Raw genomic sequence first — 13,771 nt, forward strand, 5'->3', positions numbered from 1 at the left:
TCAACAGGTTTTTATTATTAATTACGGAGCAAGCCTGTTTCTGTCTCTCGGGAAGGTTGATGCTTCTCTGACATTTTCCAGACCGAGGAGCATAGCGGTTATTCTTTCGAGACCTATTGCCAGACCACCATGTGGAGGCATGCCATGTCTGAATACGGACATGTATCCTTCAAAATTATTTGGATTAAGACCATGCTTAAGCATATTGCTCTTTAGTTTTTCACATTGATGTATCCTCTGCCCTCCCGTTGTTATTTCAAGACCTCTGAACAGCAGGTCAAAGCTGTGTGTTTCGTATTCTCCAGCAGGCATGGTGTACATGGGTCTTTTTGACTGGGAATAATGTGTCAGAAAAACAAAATCAGAATTGTATTTTTCCTTTACGTATCCGGATATAAGAGCTTCGCCCTCGGGGTCTAAATCTCCATCAATATTATTCTTGCCGTATTGTGTTTTTAAAATCTGTATCGCCTCAGTCAATTTTAATTTTGGGATTTCCATAGGAACAACAGGTATATGAGCATCTAAAAGCTCAAGCTCTGTCCTGCATATCTGAGTAAGATTTGTAATCATAAATCGCAGCAGCTCGGTTTCAAGCTCCATTATCTCGTACTCGTCCTCGATGAATCCCATCTCAAGATCAAGACTGACATATTCGTTGAGATGCCTCTTTGTGTCGTGACTTTCCGCTCTGTATACGTGTCCTGTTTCAAATACTCTCTCATATCCTGCTCCAACCATCATCTGTTTGTAAAATTGCGGACTTTGAGCGAGGTATGCTTTTTTATCAAAGTAGTCCACGGTGAAAAGATTTGTTCCGCCTTCGGTTCCCTCGGCTACAATTTTCGGCGTAAATATCTGTGTAAATCCCTGTTGTGTCAGATACTGCGAAAATCCCTGTGCCAGCGCTGCCTGAATTCTAAATATTGCGTTTATTTTCGGATTTCTCATACTGAGCACTCTGTTGTTTAAAAGCACATCCAGATTTAACTCAAGGGATTCCTTATTGATTTCTATGGGTAAATCTTCGGCAGGGGATATGACATTCAGTGCATGTACCTGTATTTCAACACCATCTTTAACTGACTCGTTTTTTATTGCCGTTCCTCTTACTTCAACAACACTTTCAAGCTTCAACCCTTTTATTTCAATATCCCTCGTATCCACCACGCATTGGATTATCCCGCTTCTGTCCCTGACCAGCAGAAACGCAATTTTACCCATGCTCCTTATCCTGTGGAGCCATCCTTTTATTATGACTTCATTTCCTGTAAATTTTTTTGTTTCACTTATTAATATTCTTTTCATAAAACACCCTCCTATTTTATAATAAAAAAAATCGCCCCTATGCAAGAGGCGATGACCGCGGTACCACTCTTATTAACCACATGCCAAAAATAATCAAAAAACAACGATAGAATAATAAAAGCTCACTTCATTTTAAGAAGTGAGCTGCCCACGGTACCATTCTTTTTAACTATTTCTGAACAAATAGTTCTCTTTATTTCCTGTAACGGAGAAATCCGGATTTCCCTACTTGCCATGCTTTCAGAAAATCAACTCCGGGAGGTCTTTCGGTATAATTCATCTCATCAGGCTTCCACCGTCCCCGACTCGCTGCAGAGCTCCAGATACCTACTCTTCCCATCTCAGTGTAATTAATATGATGATACTACAATAGCATGGTAGTTCAGATTTGTCAACGCGTATTTTGGAGCGTATTTTTCCCTTTTATTGACACTGCGGCAAGTGATGTAAAATTTAAATTGTATTTTTGTATTTTTGATGTTAATATATTAAAATTAAACAACGTTATCATCAGGAGTAAATATGTATCAGATTATTGCACAGACTGTCGGATTTATCGGTACAGGCATAATGTTTCTTTCATATCAGTGCAAGGACAATAAAAAATTATTTTTGATGCAGATGCTTTCCAACATCGTATACACGCTTCACTTTTTCATGTTGGGTGCTATATCGGGAAGCATGAATATAATAGTAAGTATGCTCAGAAATTTTGTCTTGCTTAATTCCAAACATCAATGGACAAGAAATAAATATTGGCTCTGGTTGTTCATAGGTCTTCATTTGATTATAGTCATTCTGACATGGAATGATGTATTCAGCTTATTGCCTGCTATCGGAATGATTGCAATGGCTGTTTCATCATGGACAAGAAACGGAAAAAATGTGAGAATGGCAAATTTGTTTATAAATTCTCCTGCGTGGCTGATTTATGATATTCACGTACGTTCTTACGCAGGTATATTCTGTGAAGTGTTACTTTTAATGTCTGTGATTATTTCATTTATAAGATACGGAGTTAAAGCTTTAGACCATGATAATTAATTTATCTGACTTATTCTCTCTTTCTGTATTGCAAATATTCCAAAAACTTCTTTACCGAAAGGGAAAGAAGTTTTTTATCTCTCATGGCTATCCCAATATTTCTGAAAGCAGGAACTTCAAGCTCTTTTGCTATAATTTTATACGGTATCCGCTTCAGTATTAATTCAGGTAATATACTGATTCCCAGACCGTTTTCAATCATGGACATAATAGCATAATCATCCCATGTCGTAAAATGAACCTGCGGTATAATATTATGTTTCTCAAATATTTCCGAAATTTCCGCTTTGGCACCTTTTTCTAAAAGCATAAACGGGCTGTTCGATAGTTCATCAATCGGGAAAGCATCGCAATCTACAAGGGGATGATCCTGCGGGATCACAACCAGCAAACGATCCTGCTCCAAAAAAATCGTTTCAAGCTCCGGTTTTGTAGGAAGCCGCAAAAAGCCAAAGTCGACACGTCCCTCTGAAATCCAGCTTTCAATTTCGGTATAATCTCCAAGTAAAAGCTCAAAATTGATTTTAGGATAAGTTTCCTGAAAAATCTTAATCATATTAGGAAGCCAATGAGTTGCTACACTTGAAAATGTTCCTATGCGAATTATCCCTGTTTGAATTCCGTGCAGCTCTTCGATTTGTGTCAATAAAATTTCATGCTCATTACAAATTCTTTTTAACTGAGGTAATAACCTTAGTCCATCTGAGGTCAGACTGACACCGCCGCGTCCTCTTTCAAGAAGCAATACTCTCCATTCTGTTTCTAAATCATTAATCATACGACTAATACCGGACTGTGTATAGTTCAATACTTCAGCAGCTTTCGTAAAACTGCCGTATTCTACAGCTTTGATAAATGCCATATATTTTTGTATACTCATACCAAACCTCTTTGTATCCGATTTGCTCATATATAACATGATAAACATTCGCTTTTGTAATATATGATGCTATGATATACTAATATCACAAAAAATTCAAGCATAATAGAATAAATAGTTTGAAATCTATATATACGAGGGGGACTTAAATGAAGACTGCATATTTAAAATATATCTCGGCTCTGCTCATGTTCGGCTCCAATGGAATTGTGGCAAGTTACATTTTACTGAGCAGCTATGAAATTGTTTTTTTAAGAACTTTAATAGGAAGCATGTTTCTGATATTGATATTTTTATTTTCTAAAACAGAGCGTATGTTTTGGAAGAACAAATCACACTCCATGTACTTAATTATTTCGGGCATAGCCATGGGTGCAAGCTGGATATTTTTATATGAAGCATACTCGCAAATCGGTGTAAGCATTGCTACACTATCGTATTATTGCGGTCCTGTTATTATCATGATTCTTTCACCGGTTCTGTTCAAGGAAAGACTGGCAAATACAAAGCTGTTAGGGTTTTTTGCCGTAATAATCGGAATGTTTTTTGTAAACTATCAAGCTTTATCACAGGGAATAATTTCTTGGGGATTGATACTTAGTATATTATCAGCAATAATGTACGCAATAATGGTGGTATTCAATAAAAAAGCCGTAAGCATAACGGGACTTGAAAATTCCATGTACCAGTTAGTTACAAGCTTTTTTGCGGTTGCAATTTTCGTTGGAATAAAGCAAGGTTTTTCAATTGATATCGTTCATACAAATTTACCGGCTATACTGCTGTTAGGTGTTGTAAATACCGGAATAGGATGTTATTTCTATTTCTCCTCTATTGATGACCTTCCGGTGCAGACCGTTTCAATCTGTGGATATCTGGAGCCTCTTTCTGCGTTGATTTTCTCAGCAGCAATATTGGGAGAAAAGTTAGGTGCTTTACAAATAGCCGGTGCCATTTTAATCTTGGGAGGAGCCGCATTCGGCGAATTAGCTGTCTCTGACAGATCTCTTCGCTGAAATTACAGGTCTGTTTTCTTCATCTAAAGTAACACTTCCTATTACCCCATAAACTTCTTTTAGCATTTTTTCTGTTATTACATCCTTGGCTGACCCTGAATCGTAATATTCACCTTCACCTGTTATTATTACAATGTGGTCGGCATATCTTGCGGCTAAATTAATATCATGTAAAACCACTATTATATCTATTTTTCTGTCTTTAATTATTCTATGAAGAAGATGACATAACTCCAGTTGTTTTTGTAAATCCAAAGAATTCGTAGGCTCGTCCAAAAGAATAATCTTTGGTTCTCTAACAAGTGTTTGTGCTATAAAAACCAGCTTTTTCTGACCACCACTCAGCTCACCAAAGCTCCTGCCTGCAAGGTCTTTGATGTTCAGTGCCTCTAATGTATCCATTACCGCATTTAAATCTTCATCTGAAACACGTTGTTTTAAATCCGGTAATCTTCCAAGCAGAACCATCTCAAGTACACTCAACATAGAAAAATCAATATCCATCTGGGGAAGATAGGACATTACTTTTGTTTTCTCATCAGTTTTCATTTTTGTAATACTCTCTGTTCCAAAATATATAGCACCTTCATATTTTAAAAGCCCAAATATGGCTTTTAAAAGTGTAGATTTACCTGCACCATTCGGACCCAGAACAGCATTAAGCCCCGGTCCGAATTCTACATCAAGGTTTTTGAATACATCATGTTTTGATTTGACTCCTTTGTATGAATACGTCAGACTATTTACTTTAAGCATTACAAAGTCCTCATCTTTCTGAATACTATAAAAAGAAATATAGGTACGCCAATCATTGCGGTCACAAGACCGATGGGAAGCACCACACCTGGTATAACAATTTTGCTGACAACAAATGAAACAGAGACAACAAAAGCTCCTAACATAGCAGAAAGAGGCAGAAAAAACCGCTGGTCTTCCCCTACAAACTGGCGTGCAATGTGGGGTGCGATAATCCCCACAAAACCGATTGCCCCTATAAAGCACACTGAAACGGCTGTAAGCAGAGATGTCAGCAATATAACCATTTGACGAACTTTTTGTGTGTCAACACCTAAGCTCCGTGCTTTTGTATCATCCAAAGTCATAGCTGTCAGTTTCCATGAGTTCAGATAAAAAACAATAAAGCAAACGACTACTACCGAAAAAACAATGTAAAATTTAGTCCATGTTGTTTTCAACAAGCTTCCCATATTCCAGAAAACCATACTTTTTAAGTCCTCATCATTTGCGATATACTGTAAAATCATAGTAGCCGCATTAAAAAGAAAATTAAGGGCAACTCCAAATAGTATGATGCCATTTTTACCTGCTCCGGGTCTGAGTGAAAAGGCATAGACAAGAACGGAAGCCAATAAGGCAAATAAAAATGAATTAGTAGTAACCATAAGCGGCTCCGAAGCCTTTACGACATTCATATTTAAAATAAGTCCCATTGCCGCACCAAAGGTTGCTGCATTGGTAATACCAAGGGTATAGGGGCTGGCAATAGGATTTCGAAGGATTGTTTGTATCTCACAACCTCCCATACCAAGACCCGCCCCAACAGCAACTGCCATCAGAGCCATGGGTAAGCGTATTTGATTGACTATCATTACGGTATGTCCTTTACCTTCCTTCAAGAAAATAGCTATAATTATTTCTTTAAGCGTAATATCTGAAGAGCCTATGAAAATATTGAGAATTACCAAAGCAAATAAAGCAGCAAGGAGAACCGCTGACAAGGCGACTCTCCTTTTAATCATTGCATTGTACAATTCGCGGTTTACATTGTTTTCTAATTGTTGTGTTTTTATCATTTCCTGGTAACTCCATCCCACTTATGACTCCAGACATTAACACTGCTGTCTGTTAACATGAATCGATCAAAATACTCATCAATGATGGCATCTACATCAATGTTTTCAAACTCTTCAGGATAGAGCCATGAAGCTATTTTAATTACTGCAAAGAAAGAGTATGTGGATCTGTTCATAGCCTGAGAAAGATTGTACAGGTTACCATCTTTTATTGCTTTAAGTTCGCTCCATCCGGTTCTGTTAACAATATCATAAGAGGGTTCTGAATGGGTGGCATTAGCATGATTATCCATCCAGCCTCCACCGCTCATAATCACAAATTCAGGATTAGCTTCCAGTACGATTTCAGGGTCCAATGTATTACTGCTGCCTTTTCCGGAAGCTGCATCTATCAATATCGGATCAGCGATATTTTCGCCACCTGCATAATCAATCAACACTCCCCATCCGGAAAGACTCGTAGCGGTTGATCCAAATACTTCAGCAGCCCCTCCCTTTTCATAGTAAACAGTAGCCTTGTCTGTTTTTTCGTCCAAATTCATGGAATCAATCAGGGTGTATTGCTCATCAATAAATGTACTTACTTCAGCAGCCCTCTCATCTTTCTGGAACAGTCTGCCAAGTATTTTGAAAGTATCTTGTGTTGAGGTTGTAAGATTTTTACCCGGAACGTCTATTAATACTATCGGTATACCCGCCTCTGTAAGCTGCGGTTCAATTTCAAGAGCATATTTATGTGCCTGCATTGCGGAATTTACAATTAAAACGTCCGGATCCTGAGCAAGAATCATTTCTAAGTCAAAGGGAGCATTGTGCTCAGAAATCTGACCAAAATGAGTCATATAGGTTCCTACAACAGGTGTATAAAGCTTGTCATAACCCAGAATTCCGTTTCCTCCATCGTTACCGGAAGCCACCAATTTATGAAAAGCATCTTCACCTAATATTGGGATGATAAAGTCGATTACATCCATAGTGCTCAGTGCATATGTAGAAATCGGCACATCAATGCTGACTTCGCGTCCTTTTACATCCTTTATAACAATGGTATCAGTGGTTGGAACTTTTTCAGGCATTGTCGATGCATCGTATTTGGCTACCTTCCATTTATCAACTTCTTTAGGTACATAACCGAGTGCGGCAGGATCAAGTCCCGCACTGCTCAGTGCATTCGCAACTGCACCGATAATTCCATCGCTGGTTCTTGTAGCTCCTGCCACAGAATCAACTCTGAGAGACTGAGCCTCAACAATCAGCTTTGGAAGCTTTTCGATTGCAATGTCTCCAATACCCGGTGTTTCCCCATGGTCTTCTCCTACCGCAACAGACAGTATTTTTCCTGTTTCATCAAGCTCAACCGATACATTCAGATTGCCATGATAACCTTCGGCAGAACCATCATATGTTCCTGCAAAAGATGTATCGGGTTTTTCACCTTCGTTTGCTGGAGCCTGAGTTTGCTCGTCTTGTCCGCATGCTGTTAAAGACAAAACAATTACTAAAACCAAGGCAACAAAGGTTAATACTTTTTTAAAACCTTTCATTTTTTCCTCCTAATAAAGTTATCTATATTAATGCTTTGCCAGCCATTAATCTGAGTTATGCGAATAATCTTTATCTGTATCTATTTTAGGCACAAAGACTTTTATATCCAGTACCGGACTATTATCGAATGCGTCCAGTCCCGTAACCGTTATTATATTTTCTTTTACTGAAATTATCTTGCAAACGCACAGAGCAATTGGATTAGGTCTGTGGGGAGATCTGATTGTAAATACTCCCTTTTCTGTTTTACTGCCCGGTGGTGTGGATTTGAGAGTTTCCCTGTTTGCTCTGTCACCCCAATAAAGGACTACTATATGACTTAACTCTTCAATCCCATCCAAACCGTCTATATACTCCGGAAAAATTTCAATTGTAGATTCCTGATTTGAAAGTTTTCCTTGTCTCGGGGCGTCTCCTTTTTCTTTATAAATACTGTGAACAATACCAATTCTTTTTAAATTCATAATTCATCCTTCCTTATAAATCCTCTTCATCATTCCAGAGAACTATATTATTTTTCTCCAAAGATTTTTTAATATCTATAATTCTTTGATTCGTTGAACCTATGAACCGTAAATTGTTTTTGAATAAGCTTTTATCAAATTTACCGTCAACCAATATATCACATAATTTCAGCAGCTCAAGATATTCTTTATTTTGAAGTATCTCTTCGTAGGTACGTCCGCTATATATCCATATATTCTTACGGGTATTTGATTTGATTTTTTCCGCAAGCAAAGCAAGGGTCTTTGCCTGCATCATGGGCTCACCGCCTATAAATGTGATGTTTGTAAAGCTCCCTGTAATTTTTTCAAAAACCTCATCTATCTCCATGGCATGGCCTGAACTAATATCCCAGAGATTTTTATTGTGACATCCTTCACAGCGTATGTCACATCCGCTTAAATATAGAGATGTTCTGAAACCTGTTCCGTCTACTATGGTATTTTCTACAATATTGGCTACATAGAGCAATTTATCATTCAGTTGCTTCAATTATGCTTCACCCTGTCTTTTAATTCTGCCTTCTTTGCATTATTCCAGCTGTCAACTCCTCCAACCAGGTACCCTGTTATTCTCTGAATCGTATCAATATCCTTGCTGCCGCATTCAGGGCACATCTCCAGATTGTCCGAAGCATCTTCATATCCGCAGCTTTTACATCTGTTTCTGGTATGGTTTACTGAGCCGTATCCCATATTGTACTTATCCATCAGGTCAACGGTCTGCATAACGGCTGACGGGTTATGGGTGGCATCACCGTCAAGCTCCACATAAAATATATGTCCCCCTTTTTCAAATTCATGATAGGGTGCTTCAATTTTAGCTTTATGCTCTATGGAGCATTTATACCATACAGGCACGTGAGAGCTGTTTGTATAATATTTCTTATCAGTAATATGAGGAATGCTGCCAAACTGCTTTCTGTCTTTTTTAATGAATCTGCCGCTTAAGCCCTCTGCAGGGGTTGAAAGCAAGCTGTAATTCAAGTCGTAATAATCCGACTTTTCCTTTATTCTTCTGTTCATATATTCAACAATTTCAATTCCAAGCTCCTGAGCTTTTTCATCTTCGCCGTGATGCTTTCCGGTTAATGCTATTAATGCTTCAGCCAAACCGATAAATCCTATTCCCAATGTTCCGTGCTTCAATATACTTTTAACGCTGTCATCGGGACTGAGCTTTTCACTTTCAAGCCACATTCCCGACATAAGCATGGGAAATTGCTTCTTTATTGCAGTGCATTGAAATACGTATCTGTCATAGAGCTGCTCCGCAGCTGCGTCTATACATTTCTGAAGTCTTTTGAAAAACTCTCTTTTCTTAGTATCAAGACCTTCCATATCCCTGCATTCCAATGCAAGTTTAACTATATTGATTGTTGTAAATGATAGATTTCCCCTTCCGATTGAGGTTTTTTCGCCGTGTCTGTTTTCAAAAACTCTTGTCCTGCAGCCCATGGTGGCAACCTCTTTTTCAAACCTGCGGGGATCATTTGCATCCCAATCTTCATGTGCATTGTACGTAGCATCTAAATTTAAATAGTTGGGGAAAAACCTTCTTGCCGTTACCTTGCAGGAAAACTTATATAAATCATAATTCCTGTCCTCAGGCAGATAGTTTGCACCTCTTTTTTTCTTCCATATTTGTATTGGAAAAATAGGAGTTTCTCCGTTCCCCACACCTTTGTATGTTGAAATCAACAGCTCTCTTATTATGCATCTGCCTTCGGCACTGGTGTCTGTGCCGTAATTTATGGAGCTGAAAACAACTTGATTACCCATTGTTATTACCTCAAGGCTTTTTATCCTTGACTCTAGAGGTTTCCCTCATTTGACAGCTAGTTGTGTTACTGTCTTATCGGCTAGTCTATTCCAGCCTAGTTTAGCATATATTTTCATCCTCGACATTACGTTAGGCTATTGACTTTTAAGTCATATAGGTTAGTTCTATCAACTAACATGGGGAACACTCTTGGAAGGATTATATTCTAATTACTCATTAGTTTCACCTTCTATGCGTTACGGTGCGAAAGCTTTTTAAAGCTTTAAAATATTTATAAATATTTTAGTATCAAATACTCGTTACCTCGGTGTTGGCATACACTTTATCAAATATTGATTTCTACACGTGGGGTGTGTCAAGTGTTTAGCTTCCTCCGATTTTGCTCCCTTTTTCATCAGGCATTTCTGCATGAAGGAGGCAGTTATTGTTTACCTCTACTATGTATCGTATTCATATTGTGAATAAATGCTTCCATTGCTTGATGCACTCGCTTCACGGTATTGTTTACGGACTGCTGCATATATCTTGAATTTCCTTCAAGTCCTTCTAAAGGTTTTTCGATATAATCCTCTATTTCGATATCACAAAGTTCGCTTAAATCAATATTCAAAAGTTCTTCTATCTTACGGATTTCTTCCTTGTATGTAAGTTTTACGTAAGGAGCCAGATAAAAATCAAAAGCAGGTATTGACTGACCGCCATGCATTTCATTCTGTATCTGCTCCATGGAAATACATCCTATTATGGAAGCCGTTTCTATACGCTTTGCAGGTCTGCTGGAGCCGTGTCCCGCTCTGAACCCTTTTGTGAGAATATAATCCAATGGATGCTGCAAGCACGTAAGTGATTTTGTAGGATAATAATCCTTATCATGCACATGTATGTAGTTATTCTCCACATAATTTTTTGACTGCTCGGACAGAAGGCAATCATCAACAAAGGGCTTTGAGGATTCGCTGGCAAATTTCATCATCATGCCTGCGGGAGTATCAGCGTTCATATTTGCATTTTCTCTCGTAACGTCGTTGGGAACTGCATTGACTATATCCATGTATATATCGTATTGCCTTCTCCCTCTTGCAACATTTCTTTTATTTCTGTAAATTATATATTCCTTGGCTACATCCTTTCGCTGACTTGCCATCAGCTTCTTTTCAACAAGATCCTGTATGTCCTCCACAGAAATGGTTTCATTCGTTTCATCGGTTATTTCCTGTGCTATTTGTTTTGCAATTCCTATATCCTGTCCCATTGCTGTATGGCTCATTGCCTTGAGAATTGCATCTGATATTTTACTTTTATCAAATCCTATAAGTCTTCCGTCTCTCTTTATAACATTCATTCGATGTCCTCCTTAGAATCAATCACTAAATAATTCACTTTCATTTTTGTACAGCTCTTTTCCCAAATATTTGTGAACCTTAACCAAAAATGGTTCTTCCAATCCGGCTTTATCTAAAATTTCTTTGTTAAGAAATATTGTTTCCTTTTTACCTTCCGACAGCAATTGTCCCTTGTTAAGTACATATATATAGTCACATGCCTCGTAAATAAAATTCATGTCGTGACTTGAAACAACAATAGACTTTTCTTGCTTTTCGCTTAAATTTTCTAATATACTCTTCACATTTTCCTGTGACCTGTAATCCAATCCTGCCGTCGGTTCATCAAAAAAAATAATGTTATGATTCATTGCCGCCACACCTGCAATTGATACGTTCTTTTTCTGACCGTAGCTCAAGAAGTGTACCGGTTTATTTTGCAATTCTGTTATGCCTGTTTTCTCCATAGCAAGCTTAACTCTTTTCTGCACCTCATCTTCATTAAATTTAAGATTTCTAAGCGCAAAAGCCACATCATCAAAAACACTTGAAAAAAATATTTGCTTATCCGGGTCCTGAAATACTATGCCTGTATTTTTTCTCAACTCCGACAATGTTCGCTTATCATACTTCAACTCTTTTTCATTAAAAAGTACCCTTCCCTTCGTGGGCTTAAAGAGACCTAAAAATATCATGAACAATGTTGATTTTCCTGAACCGTTTGATCCTACTATGCCTATTTTTGCACCTTTTTTTAAGTCTATGTTAACGTCTTTTAGTGCCACAGTACCATCTTCATAAATGTATGTTACATCTTCCATTCTTAACATAATGCACCTGCTTTTATCAGTCTACGTAAAAATTACCGTCGAAATGCTTTAGTTCCAGTATTGATTCCATATCCTTAAATCTCATCATTATTCTGACAAACAGTATTTTAATCAATACTGCCAATGAATTCATTGAATTTTTATATCCGTCATATCCGAACTTCATTTTTTGAGCAGTATGAATTAAAATTGCTTCTTCAAAAAATATTGCTATAAACCTGTATGTCAATACATATAGCTCAATAAATACTGGCGGCAGCTTTGCTTTTTTCATAACCTTTATCTGCTGGCTGCATGGCGTTGTGAGAATGAGAAAATACATGCCCGCTATACCACTTAATGCTCTCAGCCCCAATGTAAGTCCGTTTTTGACAGCTCCTTCCGCCAAACCGATGTAAAAATTTAAAACGTGAAATTGTTTGAAATATATAAATCCTTCAGTATATGCTTTATCTGAAAAACCAAAAGTAAATACAATAGTAAAAATGCTTATTAATAAATATACCGCGGGAGCTGCAATCATCTTGGCATATGATTGTTTTGGAATACCTGCTCCGAATATTGTTGTCAAGACAATTCCTGCAATCATTAGACATAAAAAATATATGTTTGAGCTGATGATTGATAACAATATCAAAAGAAATGAAATTGTTACCTTAAAATAAGGATTTGAATTGCAGAATTTATTTGTGTACGCAAATCTATCTATAATAAGCATTTTATACCCTCTTTTTATTGTTTAGCTAATCTTTTGCCTCTCACAAGACCGTAGAAATATCCTATAACTCCTGCTCCTATTGCTGCCTGCAATGAAAACAATAAGCTTTCAATTTCACCGCTTGCCGGCTCTATTAACGGACTGAACCATGGTTCATAATCAGGATTTATCTCTGTTATAACTTCCTCCGCCTGTCCGTCGGCTCCGCCAAATTCAGCATCCTTTAAAATTAACAGCGGCACAGTCAGCATTACAATTAATACTAAAATCAATAAAATATTTTTAGTTGATCCTTTCAAGCTGGTACCCTCCCTCTTTTTGATAATTTACAATTAATTCGAAAACTATTACCGATAAAATTCCTTCAGCTATGGCAAGCGGAATCTGCGTAACTGCAAATATGCTTAAGAATTTAGTCAAAGAACCCATTACTCCGCTCACTGCATCCGGATGAGCCAATGCGAGCTGCACGGATGTTACCATGTATGTGACCAAATCTCCCAGAGCTGCCGCTAAAAATACGGCAAGCTTTTTATTGGTACTCTTTAACAGCTTGTATGTAAAATACGCTGCAAAAGGTCCTACAATTGCCATTGAAAATACATTTGCTCCCAATGTGCTTATGCCGCCGTGAGCAAGCAAAAGCGCCTGAAACAGCAAGACTATAAGTCCTGATACAGCCATAGGCAAAGGGCCGAACAATATTGCGCCGAGTCCGGTGCCCGTTGGGTGTGACGTGCTGCCTGTTACTGAAGGCATTTTAAGGGCTGATAATATAAATACAAATGCAGTTACCAAAGCAAATAATAATTTTTGATTTGGATTTTTGTTAAATGTTTTGGATATTGTTCTTATGCCCATAACAACAAAAGGCAGACTCACAACTGTCCAGAATATTGCCCAACCTACAGGCAAAAACCCTTCCATAATGTGCATTCCAAAAATATAATTTGGAGATAATAGCATTACCGACAGCAATGCCATACATAAAATAAATCTTTTTTTCAT

General features: G+C 37.7%; 13 protein-coding genes, 2 pseudogenes and 1 other annotated feature. Of the genes and pseudogenes, 2 read left to right on the forward strand and 13 right to left on the reverse strand.

All coding sequences use genetic code 11. From position 1 onward, the window contains the following. Window positions 1-21 precede the first annotated feature (21 nt). Window positions 22-1,308, reverse strand: a complete 1,287-nt coding sequence (gene aspS, locus HZF24_RS12785) for an aspartate--tRNA(Asn) ligase (RefSeq protein WP_179238725.1) — start codon at window positions 1,306-1,308, stop codon at window positions 22-24. A 132-nt stretch (window positions 1,309-1,440) separates the two neighbouring features. Next, window positions 1,441-1,660: a binding site (T-box leader), on the reverse strand. Between the two features lie 170 nt (window positions 1,661-1,830). On the opposite strand from aspS, the gene HZF24_RS12790 reads away from it, so the two are divergent. Continuing rightward, window positions 1,831-2,352, forward strand: a complete 522-nt coding sequence (locus HZF24_RS12790) for a YgjV family protein (RefSeq protein WP_179238726.1) — start codon at window positions 1,831-1,833, stop codon at window positions 2,350-2,352. 10 nt (window positions 2,353-2,362) lie between these two features. Here the strand turns inward: HZF24_RS12790 and HZF24_RS12795 are convergent, their stop codons facing one another. After that, entirely contained in the window at window positions 2,363-3,232 is an 870-nt protein-coding gene (locus HZF24_RS12795) for a LysR family transcriptional regulator (protein WP_179238727.1), read from the reverse strand. A gap of 149 nt (window positions 3,233-3,381) precedes the next feature. On the opposite strand from HZF24_RS12795, the gene HZF24_RS12800 reads away from it, so the two are divergent. Continuing rightward, complete coding sequence (locus tag HZF24_RS12800) at window positions 3,382-4,248, forward strand: DMT family transporter (RefSeq protein ID WP_179238728.1); 867 nt, start codon at window positions 3,382-3,384, stop codon at window positions 4,246-4,248. On the opposite strand, the gene HZF24_RS12805 is transcribed toward HZF24_RS12800, so the two are convergent. From HZF24_RS12805 to HZF24_RS12855, 11 genes and pseudogenes are all read right to left on the reverse strand, one after another. Next, the gene (locus HZF24_RS12805) at window positions 4,219-5,004 is read right to left on the reverse strand and encodes an ABC transporter ATP-binding protein (RefSeq protein WP_179238729.1); all 786 of its coding nucleotides are present in this window, start codon (window positions 5,002-5,004) and stop codon (window positions 4,219-4,221) included. The two genes, HZF24_RS12800 and HZF24_RS12805, sit on opposite strands and share 30 nt — an antisense overlap. Next, entirely contained in the window at window positions 5,004-6,062 is a 1,059-nt protein-coding gene (locus HZF24_RS12810) for a FecCD family ABC transporter permease (RefSeq protein ID WP_179238730.1), read from the reverse strand. Before HZF24_RS12810 ends, HZF24_RS12805 begins: the two co-directional genes overlap by 1 nt. Beyond that, on the reverse strand, window positions 6,059-7,606 hold the full coding sequence (locus HZF24_RS12815) for an ABC transporter substrate-binding protein (RefSeq protein WP_179238731.1): 1,548 nt from the start codon (window positions 7,604-7,606) through the stop codon (window positions 6,059-6,061). The genes HZF24_RS12810 and HZF24_RS12815 overlap by 4 nt, the downstream gene beginning before the upstream one ends. Before the next feature lie 45 nt (window positions 7,607-7,651). Then, window positions 7,652-8,071: a tRNA (N6-threonylcarbamoyladenosine(37)-N6)-methyltransferase TrmO gene (tsaA, locus tag HZF24_RS12820; RefSeq protein WP_179238732.1), complete on the reverse strand. Its 420-nt coding sequence runs from the start codon at window positions 8,069-8,071 to the stop codon at window positions 7,652-7,654. A 13-nt stretch (window positions 8,072-8,084) separates the two neighbouring features. Then, the gene (gene nrdG, locus HZF24_RS12825; RefSeq protein WP_246346136.1) at window positions 8,085-8,603 is read right to left on the reverse strand and encodes an anaerobic ribonucleoside-triphosphate reductase activating protein; all 519 of its coding nucleotides are present in this window, start codon (window positions 8,601-8,603) and stop codon (window positions 8,085-8,087) included. Next, window positions 8,600-9,889, reverse strand: a pseudogene (nrdD, locus tag HZF24_RS12830) (anaerobic ribonucleoside-triphosphate reductase); the annotation flags it as partial. The gene nrdG and the pseudogene nrdD (HZF24_RS12830), both read right to left, overlap by 4 nt. 434 nt (window positions 9,890-10,323) lie before the next feature. Then, a pseudogene (gene nrdD / locus HZF24_RS12835) lies at window positions 10,324-11,235 on the reverse strand (anaerobic ribonucleoside-triphosphate reductase); the annotation flags it as partial. A gap of 18 nt (window positions 11,236-11,253) precedes the next feature. Beyond that, window positions 11,254-12,045, reverse strand: a complete 792-nt coding sequence (locus HZF24_RS12840) for an energy-coupling factor ABC transporter ATP-binding protein (RefSeq protein WP_179238735.1) — start codon at window positions 12,043-12,045, stop codon at window positions 11,254-11,256. Between the two features lie 16 nt (window positions 12,046-12,061). Then, the gene (cbiQ, locus tag HZF24_RS12845) at window positions 12,062-12,763 is read right to left on the reverse strand and encodes a cobalt ECF transporter T component CbiQ (RefSeq protein WP_179238736.1); all 702 of its coding nucleotides are present in this window, start codon (window positions 12,761-12,763) and stop codon (window positions 12,062-12,064) included. Between the two features lie 14 nt (window positions 12,764-12,777). Then, complete coding sequence (locus tag HZF24_RS12850) at window positions 12,778-13,062, reverse strand: energy-coupling factor ABC transporter substrate-binding protein (protein WP_179238737.1); 285 nt, start codon at window positions 13,060-13,062, stop codon at window positions 12,778-12,780. Continuing rightward, on the reverse strand, window positions 13,046-13,771 hold the full coding sequence (locus tag HZF24_RS12855) for an energy-coupling factor ABC transporter permease (RefSeq protein WP_179238738.1): 726 nt from the start codon (window positions 13,769-13,771) through the stop codon (window positions 13,046-13,048). The genes HZF24_RS12850 and HZF24_RS12855 overlap by 17 nt, the downstream gene beginning before the upstream one ends.

Origin of the sequence: Sedimentibacter hydroxybenzoicus DSM 7310 (genome assembly GCF_013403245.1) — a bacterium.
Lineage (GTDB): Bacteria > Bacillota > Clostridia > Tissierellales > Sedimentibacteraceae > Sedimentibacter > Sedimentibacter hydroxybenzoicus.